Origin of the sequence: Chryseobacterium sp. (assembly GCF_019236175.1) — a bacterium.
In the GTDB taxonomy this organism is placed as follows: Bacteria; Bacteroidota; Bacteroidia; order Flavobacteriales; family Weeksellaceae; genus Chryseobacterium.
In genome coordinates, this window is the sequence record NZ_JAFAJM010000018.1 from 108,641 (window position 1) to 130,597 (window position 21,957).

19 protein-coding genes and 1 tRNA gene are annotated in these 21,957 nt (G+C 37.0%); 12 read left to right on the forward strand and 8 right to left on the reverse strand.

The features are described 5' to 3' along the window. Positions 1–36 precede the first annotated feature (36 nt). Complete coding sequence (locus tag JO178_RS16085) at positions 37–918, reverse strand: cupin-like domain-containing protein (RefSeq protein ID WP_291938093.1); 882 nt, start codon at positions 916–918, stop codon at positions 37–39. Between the two features lie 343 nt (positions 919–1,261). Between JO178_RS16085 and JO178_RS16090 the strand changes: the two genes are divergently transcribed. From JO178_RS16090 to putP, 3 genes are all read left to right on the forward strand, one after another. Further along, positions 1,262–3,829, forward strand: coding sequence for a M1 family aminopeptidase (locus JO178_RS16090; RefSeq protein WP_291938095.1), 2,568 nt, complete (start codon positions 1,262–1,264; stop codon positions 3,827–3,829). Positions 3,830–3,874: 45 nt separating this feature from the next. Next, positions 3,875–4,519, forward strand: coding sequence for a hypothetical protein (locus JO178_RS16095; protein WP_291938096.1), 645 nt, complete (start codon positions 3,875–3,877; stop codon positions 4,517–4,519). 93 nt (positions 4,520–4,612) lie between these two features. Further along, complete coding sequence (putP, locus tag JO178_RS16100) at positions 4,613–6,109, forward strand: sodium/proline symporter PutP (RefSeq protein WP_291938098.1); 1,497 nt, start codon at positions 4,613–4,615, stop codon at positions 6,107–6,109. A 105-nt stretch (positions 6,110–6,214) separates the two neighbouring features. On the opposite strand, the gene JO178_RS16105 is transcribed toward putP, so the two are convergent. After that, complete coding sequence (locus JO178_RS16105; protein ID WP_291938099.1) at positions 6,215–6,436, reverse strand: hypothetical protein; 222 nt, start codon at positions 6,434–6,436, stop codon at positions 6,215–6,217. A gap of 38 nt (positions 6,437–6,474) precedes the next feature. Then, entirely contained in the window at positions 6,475–7,623 is a 1,149-nt protein-coding gene (locus JO178_RS16110; protein WP_291938101.1) for an MFS transporter, read from the reverse strand. Between the two features lie 104 nt (positions 7,624–7,727). On the opposite strand from JO178_RS16110, the gene JO178_RS16115 reads away from it, so the two are divergent. The 5 genes from JO178_RS16115 (at position 7,728) to JO178_RS16135 (ending at position 10,852) form a co-directional block, all read left to right on the forward strand. Beyond that, positions 7,728–8,084, forward strand: a complete 357-nt coding sequence (locus JO178_RS16115; protein ID WP_291938103.1) for a helix-turn-helix domain-containing protein — start codon at positions 7,728–7,730, stop codon at positions 8,082–8,084. Positions 8,085–8,196: 112 nt separating this feature from the next. Next, entirely contained in the window at positions 8,197–9,192 is a 996-nt protein-coding gene (locus JO178_RS16120; RefSeq protein ID WP_291938105.1) for an MsnO8 family LLM class oxidoreductase, read from the forward strand. Between the two features lie 68 nt (positions 9,193–9,260). Continuing rightward, positions 9,261–9,830, forward strand: a complete 570-nt coding sequence (locus JO178_RS16125; protein WP_291938107.1) for an AAA family ATPase — start codon at positions 9,261–9,263, stop codon at positions 9,828–9,830. Between the two features lie 29 nt (positions 9,831–9,859). After that, positions 9,860–10,285: a GNAT family N-acetyltransferase gene (locus JO178_RS16130; RefSeq protein ID WP_291938109.1), complete on the forward strand. Its 426-nt coding sequence runs from the start codon at positions 9,860–9,862 to the stop codon at positions 10,283–10,285. A 3-nt stretch (positions 10,286–10,288) separates the two neighbouring features. Further along, entirely contained in the window at positions 10,289–10,852 is a 564-nt protein-coding gene (locus tag JO178_RS16135; RefSeq protein WP_291938111.1) for a DUF6624 domain-containing protein, read from the forward strand. A 229-nt stretch (positions 10,853–11,081) separates the two neighbouring features. Here JO178_RS16135 and JO178_RS16140 read toward each other — a convergent pair whose 3' ends face one another. Together JO178_RS16140 and JO178_RS16145 are read right to left on the reverse strand one after the other, a co-directional pair. After that, the gene (locus JO178_RS16140; protein WP_291938113.1) at positions 11,082–11,420 is read right to left on the reverse strand and encodes a nuclear transport factor 2 family protein; all 339 of its coding nucleotides are present in this window, start codon (positions 11,418–11,420) and stop codon (positions 11,082–11,084) included. 233 nt (positions 11,421–11,653) lie between these two features. Continuing rightward, positions 11,654–12,583, reverse strand: coding sequence for an alpha/beta hydrolase (locus tag JO178_RS16145; RefSeq protein WP_291938115.1), 930 nt, complete (start codon positions 12,581–12,583; stop codon positions 11,654–11,656). Between the two features lie 124 nt (positions 12,584–12,707). Between JO178_RS16145 and JO178_RS16150 the strand changes: the two genes are divergently transcribed. From JO178_RS16150 to JO178_RS16165, 4 genes are all read left to right on the forward strand, one after another. Continuing rightward, positions 12,708–13,211 (forward strand): DinB family protein, encoded by a 504-nt coding sequence (locus tag JO178_RS16150; RefSeq protein WP_291938116.1) that lies wholly within the window; start codon positions 12,708–12,710, stop codon positions 13,209–13,211. 73 nt (positions 13,212–13,284) lie between these two features. After that, complete coding sequence (locus JO178_RS16155) at positions 13,285–15,048, forward strand: S41 family peptidase (protein ID WP_291938117.1); 1,764 nt, start codon at positions 13,285–13,287, stop codon at positions 15,046–15,048. Between the two features lie 82 nt (positions 15,049–15,130). After that, positions 15,131–15,218, forward strand: a tRNA-Ser gene (locus JO178_RS16160). Between the two features lie 993 nt (positions 15,219–16,211). Further along, positions 16,212–20,120: a response regulator gene (locus JO178_RS16165; RefSeq protein WP_291938118.1), complete on the forward strand. Its 3,909-nt coding sequence runs from the start codon at positions 16,212–16,214 to the stop codon at positions 20,118–20,120. A gap of 236 nt (positions 20,121–20,356) precedes the next feature. On the opposite strand, the gene JO178_RS16170 is transcribed toward JO178_RS16165, so the two are convergent. The 3 genes from JO178_RS16170 to JO178_RS16180 are packed head-to-tail and all read right to left on the reverse strand — an operon-like array spanning position 20,357 to position 21,878. Continuing rightward, complete coding sequence (locus JO178_RS16170; RefSeq protein ID WP_291938120.1) at positions 20,357–21,004, reverse strand: response regulator transcription factor; 648 nt, start codon at positions 21,002–21,004, stop codon at positions 20,357–20,359. Beyond that, positions 21,001–21,735 carry a HAMP domain-containing sensor histidine kinase gene (locus JO178_RS16175; protein ID WP_291938122.1) on the reverse strand — a complete coding sequence of 245 codons (735 nt, stop codon included), beginning with the start codon at positions 21,733–21,735 and terminating at the stop codon, positions 21,001–21,003. The genes JO178_RS16170 and JO178_RS16175 overlap by 4 nt, the downstream gene beginning before the upstream one ends. Then, positions 21,732–21,878 carry a hypothetical protein gene (locus JO178_RS16180; RefSeq protein ID WP_291938124.1) on the reverse strand — a complete coding sequence of 49 codons (147 nt, stop codon included), beginning with the start codon at positions 21,876–21,878 and terminating at the stop codon, positions 21,732–21,734. The genes JO178_RS16175 and JO178_RS16180 overlap by 4 nt, the downstream gene beginning before the upstream one ends. Positions 21,879–21,957 lie beyond the last annotated feature (79 nt).

Sequence of the window (21,957 nt, forward strand, 5' to 3'; positions counted from 1 at the left end):
AACAGGCTGAAAAATTCTTTCAGCCTGTTTTATTTCTTATTTTGGAAGTCCCTTTTTTAAAGCATCATGCGCTTTTTCAATGGCCTTTTTTTCTTTCCAGTCCATGTATCGCTTTTTATAACGGCCTTTCATGAAATTATCAAAGTTCCGTTGAACCGTTAAATTCCATAGAGAATGTGCTTTTACAGCCCAGCTCTTATCCCATGCACGAAGAGAAATGGAGAAAGACCCGTCCAGATATTTCATCCAGTGCCACCATCCGGTAGGCATAAATAAGGTATCTCCGTGTTCAAGAAAACACTCAATCCCTTCAATTCCGTCTAATGCCGGGAATTTTTCAAAATCAGGATTGGCGATATCATAATCTTCCAGTGCATAGGTAGCATAAGGAAGTTTATATAAACGTGATTTCCATTTGTACTCAAAAAGAAGAACATGTTTTCTGCCGTTAAAATGAGTATGGAAAATATGAGGCATGTCTATATCATAGTGCAGAAAAGTTACCGAACCTTTCCCACCGAAGAACATACTCGGATATTTATCCAGAAATCCGCCCATCAGATTCTTTGGCGGGATATAGTCATCCAGTAATTTAGGAGCAAATTTAATAGGATCAAAAAAGAAAATTCTCAGATCGGTAGGTTCCCGTTGGATCAGGTCAACATACTCGCTGAATGGCATTTTTGCAGTAGGTGTATTGATCGGTGCTGCAGGATCAGCTTTGGAACTGTCGTACAAAGGAACAATAACATCGCCCACCACTTCTTTCATGTATTCCATTGTCCATTTTTGGTAGGCAGGCCATTTCTTTGCCATATTCTTGATTACCACTGGCTTACATGGCTTTAGATATTTTTCACGGAATTCTTCCTGTGAGATGTCATCTACAATATCAATAGGTTTAAGGAGCAGTCCCATTTTGTTTCAATTATTGGGCTAAATTATTAAATATTTATGAAAATGAATATAAAGAATTTAAATTATTTGGAATTAATATAAATAGAAAATAAAACAGGACGATTATTTTATGTTATATTGTGTTTTGGCTACTAGTGTTAAGGTTTTTCAAAAAATGTGTTGGAGATATATTATATTTTTCCTGAACTTTTTGGGAAAAGCTTTGGGTTGTGCTAAATCCTACCAGATCAGCTATTCATTTAGGTACTGCGAGCAAAATACTCGTATTCAGAATAAAAAATAGAACTTTTGCTGTTGCAAGGGTTTTGTTTTCTATCACAATTTCAATCCTTATATTTGATCTATGAAAAAAACAGGTATACTCGCATTATTTTTAGTCGTTTTCAATACAGGGTATCATGCACAAATGAAATCTTTACCTAAACTGGAGTCCGGAGTTTCGTATGAACTGGCTCAGTTGAGAAAGAGTACATTGAGTGAGATCAGATACGAACTTAACCTGAAAATTCCGGAAAGCAAATCGGAAAGAATTGCAGGAACAGAAGTATTGTCCTTTACCTATAAAAAACAAAATGATGCTCCGCTGCAGATCGATTTTAAGGAAGACGTTTCTTCACTCATTTCCGTCTCTGTAAACGGCCAGTCTATAAAGCCTGTATTGGAAAACGAACATGTGATTATTGAGGCAAAATACCTGAAATCGGGAGCCAACCAGATTCATATTGACTTTCTGGCCGGAAATGGGGCACTGAACAGACGTGATGGGTATTTGTATGCCTTATTCGTGCCGGATCGTGCCCGAACCATGTTTCCATGTTTTGATCAGCCTAACCTGAAAGCTAGGTATTCTTTAGCCTTAACCATCCCAGAAAAATGGAGTGGTATCGCTAATGGAAAGTTGAAAGAAACAACTTCTCAACAAGGACAAAAAACCTTGAAATTTGCAGAATCAGACTTGTTGCCTACTTATCTGTTTTCTTTTGCCACCGGTGATTTTAAAAATTTTACTGAAAAGATCAGTGGTCAGGACTCCAGAATGTTATACCGTGAAACCGATTCTGTGAAAATTAAAAACAGTATGGATTCCATTTACACACTGTACAGAAATTCCCTTGATTATTATGAAAAATGGACAGGCATCAAACATCCTTTCCAAAAACACGGAATGGTGGCCATTCCTGATTTTCAGTTTGGTGGAATGGAACATCCCGGAGCGATTCTGTTTCAGAATTCAACCCTGTTTTTAGATCAAAATGCAACCCAAAATCAATTAAATAACCGTTCCAACCTGATTGCTCATGAAGTAGCCCATCTCTGGTTCGGAGATATGGTAACCATGGATTGGTTCAATGATGTCTGGATGAAAGAAGTGTTTGCCAATTTTATGGCCGATAAAAGTACCGGAGCTTCTGCGGATAAAAGCGTATATGACCTGAAATTTTTAACCACCCATTTTCCTGCTGCCTATGGAGTAGACCGTACATTGGGAGCCAATCCGATCCGACAGGTTCTCGACAATCTGAAAAATGCAGGAATGATGTATGGACCCATTATCTATAATAAGGCACCCATCATGATGCGTCAGCTGGAGTTACTGATCGGGGAAGAAAACTTCAAAAAAGGAGTGGGTGAATACCTTAAAAAATATGCTTACAGCAATGCCGGCTGGCCGGATTTAATTGCCATTCTGGATAACCATACTCCGGAAGACTTACAAAGCTGGAACAAAGTATGGGTCAATGATCCGGGCAGACCGGTTATTGATTATAAGGTAAAGTATAAAGCCAATATAATTGAACATTTTACCATCTCCCAACATCCGGAATACGGAAAAGAACAAAAACTATGGCCACAGGAATTTCAGATAAGCTTATTCTATGCTGATAAGGTAGAAAAAGTGAATGTGAAACTATCCGGAAAACAACAGGAAATTCCCGAATTGAAAGGAAAAACAAAACCACTTTTCATTCTCCAGAACTCCTCAGGAATAGGGTATGGGGTATTTGGAATTGATAAAGCAATGATGTCTGACTTTTCTTTAATAAAAGACCCTGTAAGCCGGGCCAGTGCCTATATTTCATTATATGAAAATGTACTGGCAGGATCCGGTGTTTCACCATTGGAGTTGTTTCAGTTTTTTGGAGGACAGCTGCAAAAAGAAGATACAGAACTGAATCTTCGCCTGATTACAGGTTATATTTCTACTATGTATTGGGAATTCTTATCTGAAAATATACGACTGAAAGAATCCGGGAATATAGAAAATAAAATTTGGGAAGCATTACAGGTACAGAAGGCCAAGAATAATAAGAAAATTCTGTTTGATGCTTATCAGGGAGTTTTCCAGTCTAAAAACGCATATGATAATCTCTATACCATTTGGAAATCCCAGACTCCACCAAAAGACGTGTCACTTAATGATGAAGATTATACGAGCCTTGCTCTTTCTTTATCTTTGCGAAATTCTAGCAATAATGATTTGCTACAGGAGCAATTGACAAGAATTAAGAATCCGGATCGGGTAAGCCGTTTTAAAATCATCATGAAAGCTGCTTCTTCAGATCAGAAAGTCCGTGATGATTTTTTCAATAGCCTCGAGCAAAAACAAAATAGAGCCAACGAATCTGCTGTTGGTGCAGCATTGGGATACTTACATCATCCGTTGAGACAACAGACTTCTGTTAATTATCTTCCGAAAACGTTAGCCGTATTGCAGGAAATCCAAAAAACAGGAGATATTTTCTTCCCGGATAACTGGCTTCGTTCCACATTTAGTAATTATCAGAATCCAAAAGCACTTGACATTGTCAATCAGTTTCTTTCAGAACATCCGGATTATAATGCCATTTTGAAAAATAAAATCTTACAGGCAACAGATAATCTGAAGAGAGCTCAGAATTTAGTAAAATAATAAAATAAAATAGGAGGAATAAGCAAAGAGAAAATTATTTGACGTATGAAGTACTATGCAGATGTAAATAATTATTACTTATCAGAATATCTAGATTGTATAGATCTTGATCACATCACAAGCTCGTGGTTTTTTTATGATAAATCTGAAGAATTCAGGTTGGCGGAGTTACTAGATGTCCGTGGAAATGTTTTCTCTTTTCTATGGGAATATTCTGATGCTACTTTATTAGAAAAGATGGATAAATGGAAAAGAGCTTTCAAAAGAAATAATATCAGGATTCCAGTTGATACGGAGTATAGATCCGAAGACTGTCTATCTTTAGATAATAGAGTGTATCTGGATATTATTGAAACTAATTTTGATGTCGCTGACGAAATATTTAAAAACTTCTCAGCCTTTAATATAGGCCGAAATTTAACACAGTTTATTGTAGATGAAAGCATTCATTTAACCGATCTTGATTTACATTTTTTTGAAGCTGATAGTCCTTTAATTCGGTTTAAAAACTGTATTAAAATGATAAATTTAAAATGGCTAAATGCAATTGTTTTAAATGGCTATCATCACAGGGGAGATGTGATAAAACTTTTCATTCATAAAAAAGGAGATCATTTTTTGCCTGAAAAAGTCAGGCTGGAATATGATATTTTTGAAAATACATATGTAGTAAAATCTTTCAATTGGTAATGTTTTTTGTATTTACCGTATAACAGTCTTTCCGGGTGCAATTCCTCCATTTTTCAAAAAATAACTATCTTCGGGCTTCATAAAAAAAATGATATGCAAGTATATGAAGGGATTTCTGTGGGGTTGTATCTGTTGTTAATGATAGGTATAGGCATATATTCTTATAGAAAATCAACAAGTAATTCTGAGGAATTTTTAATTGGAGGAAGAAAAATGGGCGCGGCTGTGACAGCTCTTTCTGCGGGCGCGGCTGATATGAGCGGTTGGTTGCTGATGGGAGTTCCGGGAGCCATGTATTTATCAGGAATTTCCAGTTCCTGGATTGCAATTGGTTTAACGCTTGGAGCTTTTCTCAACTACATTATTGTGGCACCAAGACTCAGAATTTATACCGAGGTCGCACAAAATGCAATTACTTTACCTGTGTTTTTTGAAAACAGGTTCAAAAACAAAAACCATCTTCTGAAGATCACTTCTTCTATTTTTATTCTGGTATTTTTTACCCTTTACACTTCAGCAGGAATGGTATCCGGAGGAAAATTATTTGAATCTGCTTTCGGAATGGATTATACCGTAGGTTTATTATTAACGAGTTTAGTTGTTGTATTATACACCTTTCTGGGAGGGTTTCTGGCGGTAAGCCTTACTGACTTTGTACAGGGAACCATTATGGTACTGGCTTTAGTTATTGTACCTATTGTTGCAATCATTCAGATTGGAGGTGTTCAGGAGACATTTTCCTTAATTGAAGCCAAAGACCCTAAATACCTGGATTTATTCAGAGGAACCACGACAGTGAGTATTGTGTCTTTACTGGCCTGGGGATTGGGATATTGCGGACAGCCGCATATTCTGGTACGTTTCATGGCGATTGATAAACCTAAAGATCTGGTTAAAGCCAGAAGAATAGGCATCACATGGATGATCTTTACTGTTGCAGGTGCTTTAGCAATCGGCCTTGTTGGAATTGCTTATTTACAAAAGTTTGATATTCAGACGATGATGAAATTCGATGGTTCAAAAACAGAAGCGGAGACTATTTTTATCTATTTCTCCCGTATTTTGTTCCATCCTTTTATTGCAGGATTTCTTCTGACAGCCATTTTAGCGGCTGTTATGAGCACAATTTCTTCACAGTTACTGGTGACATCAAGTTCATTGACTGAAGATATTTATAAAGCTTTCCTGAATAAAAAAGCAAGTCCAAAGCAATTACTGATGGCCAGCAGGATCTCCGTGTTACTGGTAGCTGTTATTGCTGTATTATTATCATTAGATCCGAAAGACAGTATCCTTAATCTGGTAGGAAATGCCTGGGCAGGTTTCGGTTCGGCATTCGGACCATTGATTCTTTTATCTCTGTTATGGAAAAAAACAACATGGCAGGGGAGTTTTGCCGGAATGTTAGTAGGAGGAATCACCGTGTTGGCATGGGTATACCTTCAGCATCCCTTAAAACACTGGTATGAAATCATTCCGGGATTCACGCTTTCTCTGATAACCAATGTTGTTGTTTCATTATTGACCTATAAGCCTGATGCTACTATTGAAAAAGAGTTTGACGAGGTCACTGCCATTATGCAGGAATAATTATATCTTTTTTTGAAGATTACTAAGTATAAACTACGGATATACAAATATAAAAAATAGCCGGCTGTCTCATCTTGAGACAGCCGGCTATTTTTTATAAAACGTTTATACAAACTGGCTTTTTGAAGTAGATAGGGTAAATTCTTCCCGGTCATGGTATCCGAAGATTTCTATTTCCGGATGTTCCTTAACCAGTTTTTTTATTTTCTCTAAAGATTCCAGACGTTTTTCATTATCATCTGCTCTTGCGGCTGTCAGCGCGTGTACAGGGTGATGGTCATCTGTGAGTTCAGCGCGCAGGTAATAAGCATCTCGTATTTTCTTCATTTTTTCTATTTTAATGGTTTGAAAAGTTCATTCCCAAATTACGAATTCTGACTCATATTTTTCTTCACCATCAATATAATAAATGCGATTGTCATACAAAATATACTTGACCAGACAATATGTTCAATACCGTAACGGGAAATCCAGAACCCTCCGAGTAAGGTGCCTGTCATTACAGCAAAGTTTCCGCAAGACGTAAAAATACTGTTGAGAAGTTCAGATGAACCAGATACCGAAGATGTGACATTGATATTGCTGATCAGAAACCCTCCGGAATGAATCAGCCCCCAACATCCTGTCATCCACATCATGGGAATAAGAAAACTTCCGTAATAATAGATCAGAGAATGGATGCTTATTAATAAAACCAGAAAAACGGAAGTCGTACAAAATGGGAAACGGCTCATATATTTCCCAGCCATTTTGTTTCCTGCTATACCCAAAGTTCCGAAGATAAAAAGCATAAGACTGATTTGTTTTCCATCCATTTGAGTCACAGATTTTAGAAAATCTGCTATATATCCATATGTGGAATACATTCCCGCTATTATACAAAATGCCAGAAATAAGCTGATCCACAGAAGTTTGCTTCTGAAAATTTTGATATCAGGTTTCAGTGTCATTTCCGCTGTATTTTGAACTGATGGTAAAAAGAACCGGACCCCGGCCCATGAAAGGATATTAATAAAGGCATTTAGTAAAAAAGAAGCCTGCCAGGAAAATAAATCAGCCATAAAAGTCGCGAGTGGAACACCCAGTACCGTCGCCAGGGTCAGGCCGGAAAAAATAATGCTTACCGCTTTTGATTTATCTTCTGGAGCAGATTTTTTTTCAGCAATCGATAATGCAACCGACCAGTAGACGGGATGGAAAAATGCAGGAATCATTCTGATGATGAGTAAACAATAAAAATTTGTTATATAAGCAGATACTATATTGGCTATAATGAAGACCAATAAAGATCCTGTCAAAAGTTTTTTCCTGTTAAAAGAGCAAAGAAAAATAAGCATAAAAGGACTGGATACTGCCACAATCAATGCAAAAGTACTCAGCAGCCAGCCGGCTTTTTCCGTAGAAATTTGAAAAGCAGAGGCAATTTCCGGCAATATACCAATAACTCCAAATTCAGTGGTGGTAATTCCGAAAACACCTAAAGCTAAAACATAAAGATTTCTGTTTGATTTCATATTTTTTTATGCAAATTTGCACAATGAACTATCAGAAATCTATATACTTACTTTTTAGTTCTATACTCACTTTTTTGAAAGTGTAATTTATAAAAATAACGATTATGCCCGAATTTTTCCATGATAAAAGACTCTATTATACCCCGATAGAATTTGCATTAAGCCATATCGGAGGCACATGGAAGATGCCTGTTCTGTGGAGGTTACAGGAAAAGCCACTTCGTTTCAGTGAGCTGAAAAAAGATATTCCTCATATTACGGATAAAATGCTGACCAGCCAGTTAAGGGAACTGGAAGCCAGAGAAATGATCCATCGTGAAGTATTTCCCGTGGTTCCTCCAAAGGTAGAATACAGCCTTACAGAAAAAGGAAAGAAGGCAATTCCGGTAATTGAAATGATTATGAATTACGGATATGATCTGATTAAAGAAGAAGGAATTACTTTTCCGCCTAAAGAATAAATAGATTGGTATGGGTATTCTCTTTCAGTAATCTGATGCTGGGAGTATTCATTCAGCATCTCTTTTTTTCATACCTTCACTAGCGGATAATTAAGAAAATCTGAGTTATGATATGAAGCTGAAATTAGGGATATTAGATCAGTCACCCATTGCAATGGGAAGTAATGCCATATCAGCATTGAAAAACAGTATTAATCTTGCTTTAATGGCTGAAGAAACGGGATTTCATAGCCTTATGTTTTCTGAGCATCACGGGGTGAAAGCGTATGGAAGTTCAAGTCCTGAATTATTAGCAGCCATTGTATTAAGTAAAACCCAACAGATAAAAGTAGGGACTGCAGGAATTATGATGAGAAACTATTCTGCCTATAAAATAGCAGAATGGACAAAATTGTTGAGCAGTGTTTATCCGGAGCGGTTTATACTGGGACTGGGAAAGGCTCCCGGAGGACTGAAAGATGCCATAATGGCTCTCAACAACCATAAACCGGTGATTTTATCCAGTATGGAAGCTAAGCTGGAAGAAATCATTCAGTTTTTAAAGGAAGAAAAAGGCGTTTACGAAAATCTTATTGCTCAGCCCTCACATCTGTCACATTTACCGGAAATCATGTGGCTGGGATCAGGAAGTACATCAGCTCGAGAAGCGGCAAAACACGGCGTAGGCTATTCTTATGCTGCTTTTATGAATAATGATACCGGGATTGAGAATACGGAAGCTTATCTTAAAGGATTTGATGATGCTCAGTATATGACGAATCCGTCATTACAGATTGCTGTTGCTGTTTCAGTCGCAGATAATCCTGAAGAAGCCAGATATAATGCCTATGGAATGGCTTATCAGTTTTTACAGTCACGACAATTGGTAAACCCCGATGTGGTTTTACCCTCTGAAATGGTGGAGCAAAAAATTAAAGGAGCTTCTCAAGAAAAAGAATTTTTCACCATTTTAGACAGGATCATTGTGGGAACTCCCGAATCAGTTTACACTCATTTACAACATATTGCAGAAAGATATAATACCGATAATGTACTGGTATTATGTAATATGTACCACGAAGAAAATCGTGTGGATACCTATCAGAACATCATTAAAAATAATAAGTAACAACCCCGGAAAGTAAAATAATATTCTTATTCGGGGGGTAACCTGCTTATACAAACCTATTGATTACAATGAATAAGAATATTCCGGAATTATATATTATTACAGGAGGCCCGGGAGCCGGCAAAACCACCTTATTGGAAGAACTGAACAAAAGAGGATTTATCACTGTACCTGAAGAAGGACGCAGGATTATCAGAGAGCAACTGAATACGGGAGGAAATGGATTGCCATGGATGAATAAAAAACTTTTTGCCGATCTGATGTTTAAAGCTTCTGTACATTCCTATCAGGAAATAAACAGAGTTAATGATCCTAAAATAACTTTTTTTGATCGCGGAATCCTGGATACCATCGGTTATCTCAGACTGGAACAAATGCCTGTTTCCGAAGCGATGAAAAGTAAGGCCCGGCAGATGGTTTATCAGAATCGTGTTTTTATTCTTCCTCCCTGGAAAGAAATTTACGAAAATGATCCGGAAAGAAAACAGACTCCTGAAGAAGCAGAGCATACTTTTAACATCATGAAAGAAACGTATACGGAGTATGGATATCATGTTATTGAAGTGCCTAAAGTAAGCGTAGAATACAGGGCGGATTTTATTCTGGAGTCCATTGCGCATCAGGTAAGATCATATTGAAATTCGTTAAATAGAAAAACAAAATACCTATGAACATCAGAAAAATGAAAGAAAAAGATACGGAAGTTGTTGTCAGCTTACTGGATCAGTTGGGATACGCCGGAACAGAATTATTTATTGAGCAAAAAATAAAAAAACTTTTAAATGATGCCGACGAATATCTTGCTGTAGCGGAAGATGATGCAGGTAAGGTTATGGCTTTTATTTCCATCCATATTATTCCACAGATAGCTCTTCAGGGAGATTTTGCCAGGATAAGTTATTTTTCGGTACACAAAAACAACAGGAGTGCCGGAATAGGAAAGTATCTGGAAGAATATTGTGAAAAAACAGCAAGAGAGCGAAATTGTGACAGAATAGAAGTACATTGTAACTTTACGAGAGAAAAGGCACATCAGTTTTACTATCGGCAAGGGTATTCAGAATCTCCAAAATACCTGATCAAAAAGCTTTAAATCATGAATGACAGAATTTCAGAAGAATTAATTGAACTTGCCAATCGGGATCTTTCAATGAGAGAAGAACTGGCAGAAAAAGGAGCCCTTTCAGGAGGATATCATCCGGAAATGGAGCAGATTCATAAAGCTAATGCAAAACGGCTTCGGGAAATGATAAAAGAGATAGGATTTCCGACAATTTCAAAGGTGGGAGAAGTAGCAAGTGATGCAGCATGGCTGATTATTCAACATGCGATTGGAGAACCGGAATTTATGAAAACATGCTATGCCATAATGGAGGAGCACGGTAATGATATCAATCCCCGAAACAAAGCGTATTTATATGACAGGATTCAGGTGTTTCAAAGTAAACCTCAGAAATATGGTACCCAGCTTACTTCTGATGGCAGAATTTATCCGGTAGAAAATAAAAAATATGTAAACCGGGAACGGGAAAAAGTAAGCCTGCCTTTATTGTCTGATAAAAAGATAAAGGACATTCCGGAACCGGAGGATATTCCGGAAATTGATAGCAGAGAAGAAGATTATATCGTATGGAGAAGAAAAATGGGTTGGATAGAGTAGTTCATAATATAAAGTTGAGGCCTGTTTTATGATTAATAAAATACAAAAGAATCGAAACAAAAGCTCCGGTTCTTAACCCGAAATTATGTAAACAAGACTGAGATCAGCAATCCTGATACATACAACCCGATACCATAGACTAGATGGGCATGCAGACTTCGTAATCTGGCAACAGAAGGCCGCTATCCTGAAAAGAATGGCGGCCGGATTGTCTTTGTAACAAGGTGTATTATTGATCCCTGAATAAAGGACGCGGATCAAAAATAACTTTTAATGAAAGAATTTTTTGCCCTTTAATATGATACCATCCGGAAGCCAGAATTGTTTTTTCTCCCATATTGATATTATACCAGTAGCAGACATCTTCTCCTGCGGTGAATGACTGGAGTACCTGATATTTAAATTTCATTTGCTCCATATCTTTAATGTACACTGCTGAAGTTTCTCTTCTGCCTAATACCCCTTCAAATACAAAATCGGGATCAAGGAAAGTTTCTGCTTTATCAAAGTTTTCTTCATTCAGAGACTGAATAAACAGGGCTGCTGCATTGTCGGCTGTTTGTTCCATAAATATTGTTTTTTATTTGAAACAAAGCTAGCAGGTTTACTCTGATCTCTTTTGTGACTATCGTCACATAATAAATCTTCCATAAAAATATTTAATAATAGACCAGATTTAAGTATTCTGAAAGGTGTGAAAGAAAAATTACGGAATACAATCACATAAAAAAAACTATCCATGTAGATACAGATTTCAATAAAATGGAATAGGAATGAATGGGATGATTAAATATTAAAGTATTATTTAGTGACAGGTTGGGTATCCAGAAATTCATTGATCATGGGAACCAGCCAATCAGCCCGCTGAGACATTCCCATGTGGGTGGTCCCTGGTAAAATGGCAAGCCTGGATTGTGATAAACCATGTAAATCTCCCATTTTCCCGCCTCCTCTGGCCCGGAAAAGATCAATCGCATGTTCATACTGTACACCATCCATATCACCGATTACCATAAAAACGGGAGCCTTTATATTATTTACTTCTTTTGTCCAGTCATAAGGCTGAAGATCAGCAGACATTAATTTTTTAACGAACTCCGGAAAGTGAGCCGGATCTTTCGAAAGACTGTCATATTGCTTTTTAATGGGAGAATCTTTAAACATGTCTGCATTCACCGAAGCAAAGCTGGCCTCAGCTTCGGGCCACCAGCCGTCATGAGCATAAGTTCCGGAAAGAATAATAAGCTTACGAAGCTGCTCCGGATGCCTTATGGCAAACTGAAAGGCAATTCCGCCCCCCATACTGTACCCCAGAATATCAGCTTTAGCAATTTTCAGATGCTGAAGTAAACCGGAAACATCATCAGACATCCCTTCATAGGTGATGGAGCGGCTGATATCTTTCGTCCTGCCATGTCCCTGCATTTCGGCAACAATAACTTTTCTGTTTTTAGCAAGTAAAGGAATAAAACCGGACCAGTTCAGCGGTATGGTCATAAAAGCTCCGTGAAGAAGAACTATGGGCTCTCCTTTACCATAGACTTCATAGTACATTTTTAATCCGTTGATATCCGCATAGCCGCTTTGGGCGGGTTGTATATTTTTCATGGTTATGGCTTTGCCTGGCTCTTGCTCTGCCGTATCATTCTTACCGGTTTTAGGCTGACAGGAACTTAAGACGGCAATCAGCATGACCGGGCCTGAAATTTTAATAACCCAATTATTTTTCATATTTCAGTATAAAGTGTTGATTCTGATGTTAAAATTAGAATAAGCAGATCAATACTTCCTTGCCATAGGACAAGAATTCTTATCTTCACCTTACAGAATATTAATACAATCAAATACCAGTACAATGGAGATAAAATCTATACAGTCATTTCTTGATTATTATGAGAAAATAAGAGAAAGAACCCTTAGGCTCATCGCTGTTGTTCCGCCGGAACACCTTGATTATGCTTACAAATCCGGAAAATTCAGTATCGGAGACCAGATCAGGCATATTGCTGCTATAGAGCGTTATATGTATGGTGAAACCATTTCAGGCAGAAAAAGTGCCTACCATGGCTGCGGAAAAGAACTTGCGGACGGATATGAGAATGTGGTAGATTATTTTAATGAAATGCACAGGCAGACGCTGGAGATTATCAGCAGTCTTTCCGATGAGGATCTTAACCGGAAATGTTTAACCCCTGCCAATAACGAAATCTCAATCTGGAAATGGCTTCGGGCCATGATTGAGCATGAGATTCATCACAGAGGAGAACTGTATATTTATCTGAACCTTCTGGATGTAAAAACACCCCAGATGTATGGGTTTTCAGCGGAAGAAGTACAGGAAATGAGTGTAAGGCTATAATTTTTTACAAGCTGTTTTGGAGAAATATTTTCAGGATAAGGTTTATTTGTATCTTTCCATCCAAAAAATAACGATGACCAAACAGCTTTTTATTCCTCTTCTATTGCTGGTGAATACCATACAGGCACAGAGCATTTCCACAATAAAATACGGAGATACTTTACAATATACTCCTAAATCCCAAAAACCTGTCTGGGTTTCTATACAATCTGATGAAGCTAATCTTGCGGTATCTCTGTTTGTGAATGGTAAAAAAAGCAAAGAGCAGGATGACTCAAAAGGAATCAAAAGTACCGAAAGATTTTATGTAAAGCCGGAAAAGGGTCAAAAATATGAATTTAAAATCTGGCCCAAATCTTATACTGAAAAAGCCAAACCCGCTAAAGTTTCCATTACTGAATCTAAAAGTTTATCTCCTCTAAAGGATCAGTTTACCTCTGCACAGCTTCTCGAAGATCTTCGTGCTTTCCGTGCTATCAGGGAACAGGCCAACTCAGGGTTGTATGTTTACAGAAACAAAAAACAGATAGACAGTATATACAGTTGGGCAGAAAAAGAGGCAGGAAACAGCAGGAATATTTTTGATTTCTATAAAATTATAGCAAAACTGACCGTCTTTGAAGGAAGCTGTCACAATTTTACAGATCTGCCTAATCATGCTTCCTATTATCTGACTCAAAAGCCAGAATACCTGCCTGTTACATTGAAAAACGTAGACGGACGCTTGCTTCAGAATTCACAAGAAGTGAGTATTCCCCTTGCGGCCGAAATTTTGTCTATTAACGGGATTCCTGCCCAAGAGATGATCGACCGCTTTTCACAATATTATTCTTCCGATGGCTATTCTATGCCTTACCGGGAAAGAGCAGGGTTTGAAAAAGGAATGCTTGATAAGTTTTATATAGAATTTGGTACTCATGAAAAGTATAATATACACTACAAATGGAATAATGAGATCCGGCAGGTCACTTTACCAGGAATATCTTTAGACCAGTTTAAAAAACTTCAGGAATCCAGATATTCCCTTTCTTTAACTAAAAATCAGACTGAGAAATACAGTCTGGATAAAATAGGGAATGACCTGTACCGATTATCCGTAAGAACTTTTGATTTCGCAAATGATGAGAATGATCCTGCTTATAAAAAGTTCAGTGATTTCCTCGATCATATGCTGCAAACGCTGGAGCAGGAAAAAGCAGAGCATCTTATCATCGATCTGAGAGGAAACGGTGGTGGAGCAGGAGCACTGTATGAAAAGGTATTTACTTATCTTACCCAGCGCCCTTTCCGGGACAGTCAGTATGCTTATACAAAGTTTAATGAAACTCCCGTAAAAGAAAGACTGGTAATCACTCCTGTTTTTCTTGCCAATGGGGTGAAGGATGGATACGGACTGGATACTTATCTTAAACAGACTTATACGCAACATTCCCAAGGAAAATTTTACTGGGCGAATGATAAAAATCCTTTGATATTACCTGATAAAAAAATATTTAAAGGACAGCTCTATCTGTTTATTGATGAAAATGTAGCTTCAGCGGGATCTCATCTTGCTTCATTAATAAAATCTTACACAAATGCTATTGTTATCGGGAGGGAAACAAATGGAGGCTATTATGAGCATAACGGACATTTTCCGATTGTCTATGAACTTCCTAATACCGGTATTCAGACCGGGTTTTCTATTGTTCATGTGATTCAGGATGCGCAAGTGCTTAATGATCAGGAGAGAGGAAGAGGAGTTATTCCCCATATTAAAATTCAGCTGACGGATCAGGAATTCCTCGACCAGACCGATGTTTTCGTGAAAAAAGTGCTTGAAATAAAAAAACATTAATTTTCTTTTAAAAATATTTTGTCAGTAATAAAAAAGTTTCTATATTTGCACCACTGAAAACAACGATATAATCGGAGTTTAAGGAGAGTTGGCAGAGTGGTCGATTGCGGCAGTCTTGAAAACTGTTGACTGTAACAGGTCCGGGGGTTCGAATCCCTCACTCTCCGCCAGTTGGGAAACCAAAATAAGCTAAAACGCTATAAACATTAATGTTTACAGCGTTTTTTTATTTTAGCTCAGGTGTCAAAAAAAATCAAAATAGGTCACGAATAATTCAAGAAAATCTGACCAATAGCCAGTCTAATGGTTGTACATCTTGCAAAAAGTGGTAACAAAAAGTAAATTATTAAACAATTAAAGTTATCACATAATGAACAAAAATAACTTATCTAGAATAGTTAGAATATAGAGAATCTAGGAATAATGCTGTCAAGGGACCTTAACGAGCGTATCTTCAAAAACTTTTATAGATGATTTGCTTCGTTTGAGCCAAATTAAAAAGGATTTAGCAATTTCGAATTTAAAATTTAATTTTTTATAGTTGTGATATAAAGATTTTAAGAAGAATATTTAATTTGTGAGTAGTTAATAGGATTTATGTAAAGATCAGGCTTGGTACATTAAAGTATATTGTTGCTATAATTTATTTTTTGCAGAAGATTAAGGATTTCCGACATTTGAAAAGCCATTGCATTTACAGATTTAAGCAATTTATATTTCGAAAAAAAATGTAAACTAGAAAATATAATTACTATTTATAAAATTTTAAAAAAAATCTGCAACAATTTTATGTATTGGCTGTATAATTACCCGTATAAAGAATTATATGGAGCTACTAACCTTATTAGGACACGATTGTTATGCTCTTTAACTTAAAGAGCATGAAAAAGAGTAGAAAAAATTACAATGTAGAGTTTAGATCCGGTAAAGTTTTGTCTTAAATCTTGAATTCATCAATTTTCTTGTTGAATAATGAAAATGCGTCGATGAAAGCAGATGCTATTTAATCATCTATAAACTTCAAAGCAAGATTATTATCATTCTATCTATTCTTACTTTTGAATAAGTAGGGATTGTGGTATTTAAATAAACCTTTTGTAAAAACTTATTTACATTAATATTATAATGATATTTATTTATTTTTAAATAATTTAGCGAGTAATATGATGAACAATATCATTCCTGATAATGAGTCGGGAAGACTAAAAAAGATAGAATTTTTTGATCTCCTGAACTTAGGCAAAGACCCTCAATTTGATGTTTTTGCAGAGACTGCGTGTCTCATTGCCGATTGTCCAGCTTCTTTAATTGCAGTTATGAAAAGTGATACGCAGACCATCCAAAGCTGTATAGGTCTTGAGATCGATTCTGTAGAACGCGAGAATACGGTTTGCCAGTATGCGATAGCAAGTGGAGAAGTAGTGGTTATTAATGATACACTTTTGGATGACAGATCCCGGAACAATCCCCTGATTTTGGAAGGTGGAATACGATTCTATGCAGGTATACCAGTTATTGACGATGAAGGTTTTGCATTAGGAACAATCTGTGTGATTGATTATGAACCCCGAACCATATCAGATAGGCAGATTACAGCACTCAAAAAACTTTCAGATGTTATTTCTAACCTTCTTATGGTCAAGAGAAAGACAATTTATGCAGAATACTTTCAGCAACTCTTCAACATATCGAATAATCTGATCTGTGTTTTAGATGATGAGTTAAAGTTTAAAGATTTCAATCCGGTAGTCGAAAAAGTTTTTTCATTAAATAAAGCAGATGCAGTTGGATTGGGTTTCAATCAGGTTTTCGGTGAAGGGAGTGAGGAACTTTCAAAGCTTAAAAATCTTACGAAAATTCACCAGGAAATATCTTTTACAACCTCTACCATAGTTCATGATGGCAGTTCTGTGATTGTAGAATGGGTTTTGAAACCTAATCATGAACTTTCTGAAATTTTTTGCTTCGGAATCAACATTACTGCGCAGACTGAAGAAAAACGTCAGCTGGAAAGCTCAGAGAGACGTTTCAGGAGTTTCTTTGAAAATGCCATCGGTTTGATGAGCATGCATGACATGGAGGGCAACATTATCGCTGTTAATGAAAAAGGAAGAGAAACACTTCATTATTCTGCAGATGAGGTAAAAAAATTAAACCTTAAAGATCTTGTTCCCGAGCATAATTGGCCTTCTTTATATCAGTATCTTGATAGGATTAATAGAAACAAGGAGGATTTCGGAACGATGATTCTTAAGGGAAAGAATGGGGTAGAGCAGATCTGGATGTACCATAATCTCGTTGAGATCGATAAAGAAGGAAAATCTTATGTCGTAAGCACGGCATTGAATGTCACCGAAAGAATGATTTTAGAGAAAGATCTGATTCATACCAAAAAAATGCTGGAGCAGACAAGCTCTGTAGCTCAAGTGGGAGGTTGGGAAGTAAATTTGAAAAAAGACACCGTATTATGGTCTCAAAGTACCAGAGAAATTCATAAAATAACTAATGATTTTCAGCCTGATTTAGAAAATACGATCGGTTTTTATAAAGAAGAGAGCAGAGAAAGAATAAAATTTTTATTCGACAGAGCGGTAACAGAAGGTATTCCATATGATGAAGAATTCCAACTGGTACGTAATGATGGAGTTACGATCTGGGTAAGGGTAAAAGGAATCCCGGAATTTGAAAATGGAGTTTGCAACAGGGTATATGGGATCATTCAGGATATCGATGTATTCAAAAATATGTTTCTTGATATTGCTAAAAAAGAGGCAATGATGCAGTCGTTCGTCACGTATGTTCCGGTTGCCGTGGCGATGTTTGATAAAGATCTTAATTATATTTCTGTAAGCAGCAGGTGGAGAGATGAATTCAAAATGGAAGAGACTGATATGATCGGAAAGAATCTTTTTGTGGTGTCACCAAACGTTCCTGAAGAACGAAAAGAAATTTATCGTGCCGCTCTGCAGGGTAAAACTTATATTAATGAAGATTTTGCGATTAGTGTTGATGGCAAAGAAGAAATTCAGCATTTCGACCTTAAGGTGGGCCCATGGTATCTTTCAGATCATGAAATTGGAGGCGTAATTGTTTCTGTACAGAATATTACGCATTCTGTACACATCAATGAAGAACTTAAAAATGCAAAAAAAATGGCTGACATCGCAAGCAAGGCAAAATCAGAGTTTCTTGCCAATATGAGTCATGAGATACGCACCCCTTTAAATGGAGTGATCGGTTTCTCTGATCTTCTTTTGCGAACTCCGCTTAACGATATTCAGACTCAATATCTTAATTATATTAATGAATCAGGGGAAAATCTATTGAACATTATTAATGATATTCTGGATTTTTCTAAAATAGAATCAGGTAAGATGGAACTTCTGATAGAGAAAAGTGATGTTTATGATATGGTAAGTCAGGTTATTAACGTGATTCTGTATCAGTCTCAGAAAAAAGATATTGAACTTCTTCTTAATATTGAGCAGGGACTTCCAAAAACTTTATTACTTGATGAATCCAGACTAAAGCAAATCCTTATTAACCTTTTGGGGAATGCCGTAAAGTTCACAGAGCAGGGTGAAATTGAGTTGAAAGTGGAAAAACTCCGCATGGATGATAGAAACATTGTGCTGCGATTTTCTGTAAGAGATACAGGAATTGGTATACCTGTCGAGAAGCAGAAACATATTTTTGATGCTTTTACTCAGGAAAATAGCTCTATCAGTAAGCGTTACGGAGGAACCGGTCTCGGTCTTACCATTTCCAACAATATTCTTGGATATATGGGAAGTCATTTATCGCTGATCAGTATGCCTGAAAAAGGTTCTGTTTTTTACTTTGATATTGAAATTCCTTACGAAATATCCGAATTAAGAGAAGAAGGTGATCTCAGTATAAAAAAAGTGCTTGTAGTAGATGATAATGAGGCAAACAGAATCATTCTTCAACACATGCTTACCTATAAAAATATAGAATCTACACTGGCTGCCAACGGAATGGAGGCTTTGCAGATATTGCTTAAAGGGGAACGTTTCGATGTGATCTTAATGGATTATCATATGCCGGTCATTTCCGGTTTGGAAACAATTGATAAGATCAAAGACTTATTTAGTCAACGGAATGAAACTTCACCATTGGTTATTCTTCACACTTCTTCGGAGGAGCATGATGTCCTTAATTCTTTCCGTAAAGAAGACAATTCTTATTTTCTTCTGAAGCCTATTAAGTCTGCTGATCTTTATAAAACACTTAGACGTGTCGTCCAAAATACCGTGATAGAAGCAGCTGTTCCTGAACATTTGGAAAAAGACCCGTTTTCTTTTATGAATGAGCTGGAAGTGCTCTTAGTAGACGATAATCCGGTGAATATGGTTCTGAATAACAGAATGATGAAATCACTTATACCTGGCGTGAATCTTACAGAAGCGGTCAATGGTCTCGAAGCTTTGGAAGATTGTAAGAAGAAAGATTTCTCTATTATTCTTATGGATGTACAGATGCCGATAATGAACGGTATAGAAGCTACACAACAGATCCGTCTTTTGCCTGCATACAAAAACGTACCTATTATTGGGGTAACAGCCGGAAACGTTTTGGGAGAGAAAGAAAAATGTCTGGAGTCGGGGATGACCGATTTTCTGCCTAAACCTTTGCGACAGGGAGATCTTTTGGAGATGCTCAAAAAATATATTGTTATTAAAAAAGATAAAGATGTTGAAACAGAAGCTGAAATAGTCACTGAGAAATATATCAATATGGATATGTTGAATGAGCAGATTGGCGGGGATGATGAATTCAAAGAAATCTTTTTAAACCTTGTAATTAACGAGCTTACACAGACTGAGAATAATATCGGGGCCACAGCAGCAGCAAAAGATGCAGCCAATGCCAAAATAATTCTTCATAAACTTAAAGGCACCGCCGGAACTGCTGGTCTTTTCAGACTTTCAGACTGTGCGTTGAAATGGGAGAAGACAGCTGATGAAAATATAGATTTTTCAGCGATGGAAAAAGAAATAAAAGAAGAATTAACAATAGGATTGGATCTGATAAAAAGTGTACTAAAGTAAAACCCAAAATGGATGTAAGAATATAATCTCCCTGATGTTGTGATAAGCCAATTCAAGGAAGAGGAATATATCTGATAGCACGGGAGCTTCGTGAGCCTGGTTTGTATCAATCTCGCGACCTCCGGTTCTGTCAGTACAAAGTGATTTCACGAAAAATTCGCTGAAGATAGCGGAGTGAAATCTTATTGTGAGGCACATTATCCCGCCATTTCTCGGGATGGAAAATAATAGAAAAATTACTGATTATACAGTCTGAGAATCTCCACCAATTCAGGTACAGATCGTATTTTAAGTTTCTCAAACAGTCTGTTTTTATAAGTGCTGACTGTCGATGAATGGAGATTAAGCTGATTAGAAATTTCTTTGAGGGGAAGACCTTCTGCAATCTTATTGGCAATTTGCAGTTCGCGGTCTGACAATGTTTCAAAGGGTGAATTTTTTGTCTCACCATTCAAGGATTCTAAAAACATTGCTTCTTTTATGCTCTCACTTGCATACCGGCCGGTATTTAGCATCTTCGTTAAAGCTGTTTCGATTACTGTAGCGGAGCTTTGTTTGCTTAGATAGCCACCGGCACCCATCCTTAAATAACGCACAGCATAGAGTTCTTCATCCTGAGAAGAAAATATGAGAATTTTTAAGTCGGGTTGATGAATTTTTATATAATCGATCGCTTCCTGAACAGAACCATTAGGCATATTAACATCCATGATGGCCAGATCCCATTCTTCTTTCGAAATTGCTTTGTACAGCGATCTATAATCCTCTACTTCTGAAATGACAGCATCAGGCTGGAGGCGTTTGATGGCTTGTACCAATCCCATCCGGACGATGCCATGATCGTCTGCTACAATAATACGAACGTTTACTTTTAAACCCATCATTCTATTAATTTATCTAAAAAAAGGGAAACTGTAGTGCCTTTATTTTCAATGGAAGTGATTTGGATGTTTCCACGCATCAAGGATACAAAATTTTTAACAATTTTCAAACTTAATCCAACCCCTTTCTCACCCGCAGTTCCCTGGAAGATCGGGTTGTCAAAAGAGAAGATCGCAGATACATATTTTTCAGCCATTCCCGCTCCACAATCAATGACAGAAAGTACGATCTGATCACCTTCTGTGGCTTCCTGGAGGCAGATATCTTGCCCGGGAAAAGAGTATTTGACCGCATTATTAAAAATTTTGTCCACAACATATTCGAGTAATAAGCGATCGGTAGCAAGAGAGGTATTGCGATCTCCTTTAAAATGAAATTTAATATTCTTTTCTTTTAATTCAGCAGCATATTTTTCTTCCAAATGGTGAAAAAGATCAATCACCTGTATTTTCACAGGTTTAATTTTAAAGTCTCCGTATTGTGTTTTTAACCACGCCGTGCTGTCCTGAATGGTTTGCATATTCTTTCGTGCATCGCCTTTTACCTGTGGCAACAAGTTAGAAAAATCCTCTTTATTGATCATCTTGTCTTCCAGCGCTTCTATAAGCCACAGAAAATTTCCAAACATTTCTTTTGAATCATGAGACAATATCGAGATCAGACCGTTCTTAAAACTGATTTCGTTTTCCAGTCTTTCGATTTTTAATTGTAGTTCGTTGATCACGTCATTCATACATTCTGTATTATTACTTTAAAAAATCCGGCCTTCTGACTTGCAGAAACTGCTCTCTTGTCAGTAAGAATCCCTTCTGGCACTGCAATAATAGGTATTTCAATACATTTTTCCAAAACTCTTATTGTTTTGGTTGCCTCCATGCTTTTTTAGATAAAGGCTGTAAATCTCCAAAGTCATAAGATCATGGCTCTTTTTTTGCATTTTTCAATCATTTTAATG

What these genes read in the sequence shown, in the direction of transcription:
- JO178_RS16150 (WP_291938116.1), top strand. Translation starts at nt 12,708, where the DNA reads ATGGAGATAAAATCTATACAGTCATTTCTTGATTATTATGAGAAAATA.
- putP (WP_291938098.1), top strand. Translation starts at nt 4,613, where the DNA reads ATGCAAGTATATGAAGGGATTTCTGTGGGGTTGTATCTGTTGTTAATG.
- JO178_RS16125 (WP_291938107.1), top strand. Translation starts at nt 9,261, where the DNA reads ATGAATAAGAATATTCCGGAATTATATATTATTACAGGAGGCCCGGGA.
- JO178_RS16135 (WP_291938111.1), top strand. Translation starts at nt 10,289, where the DNA reads ATGAATGACAGAATTTCAGAAGAATTAATTGAACTTGCCAATCGGGAT.
- JO178_RS16155 (WP_291938117.1), top strand. Translation starts at nt 13,285, where the DNA reads ATGACCAAACAGCTTTTTATTCCTCTTCTATTGCTGGTGAATACCATA.
- JO178_RS16170 (WP_291938120.1), bottom strand. Translation starts at nt 21,004, where the DNA reads ATGATGGGTTTAAAAGTAAACGTTCGTATTATTGTAGCAGACGATCAT.
- JO178_RS16090 (WP_291938095.1), top strand. Translation starts at nt 1,262, where the DNA reads ATGAAAAAAACAGGTATACTCGCATTATTTTTAGTCGTTTTCAATACA.
- JO178_RS16175 (WP_291938122.1), bottom strand. Translation starts at nt 21,735, where the DNA reads ATGAATGACGTGATCAACGAACTACAATTAAAAATCGAAAGACTGGAA.
- JO178_RS16115 (WP_291938103.1), top strand. Translation starts at nt 7,728, where the DNA reads ATGCCCGAATTTTTCCATGATAAAAGACTCTATTATACCCCGATAGAA.
- JO178_RS16140 (WP_291938113.1), bottom strand. Translation starts at nt 11,420, where the DNA reads ATGGAACAAACAGCCGACAATGCAGCAGCCCTGTTTATTCAGTCTCTG.
- JO178_RS16110 (WP_291938101.1), bottom strand. Translation starts at nt 7,623, where the DNA reads ATGAAATCAAACAGAAATCTTTATGTTTTAGCTTTAGGTGTTTTCGGA.
- JO178_RS16180 (WP_291938124.1), bottom strand. Translation starts at nt 21,878, where the DNA reads ATGGAGGCAACCAAAACAATAAGAGTTTTGGAAAAATGTATTGAAATA.
- JO178_RS16145 (WP_291938115.1), bottom strand. Translation starts at nt 12,583, where the DNA reads ATGAAAAATAATTGGGTTATTAAAATTTCAGGCCCGGTCATGCTGATT.
- JO178_RS16130 (WP_291938109.1), top strand. Translation starts at nt 9,860, where the DNA reads ATGAACATCAGAAAAATGAAAGAAAAAGATACGGAAGTTGTTGTCAGC.
- JO178_RS16095 (WP_291938096.1), top strand. Translation starts at nt 3,875, where the DNA reads ATGAAGTACTATGCAGATGTAAATAATTATTACTTATCAGAATATCTA.
- JO178_RS16085 (WP_291938093.1), bottom strand. Translation starts at nt 918, where the DNA reads ATGGGACTGCTCCTTAAACCTATTGATATTGTAGATGACATCTCACAG.
- JO178_RS16165 (WP_291938118.1), top strand. Translation starts at nt 16,212, where the DNA reads ATGATGAACAATATCATTCCTGATAATGAGTCGGGAAGACTAAAAAAG.
- JO178_RS16120 (WP_291938105.1), top strand. Translation starts at nt 8,197, where the DNA reads ATGAAGCTGAAATTAGGGATATTAGATCAGTCACCCATTGCAATGGGA.
- JO178_RS16105 (WP_291938099.1), bottom strand. Translation starts at nt 6,436, where the DNA reads ATGAAGAAAATACGAGATGCTTATTACCTGCGCGCTGAACTCACAGAT.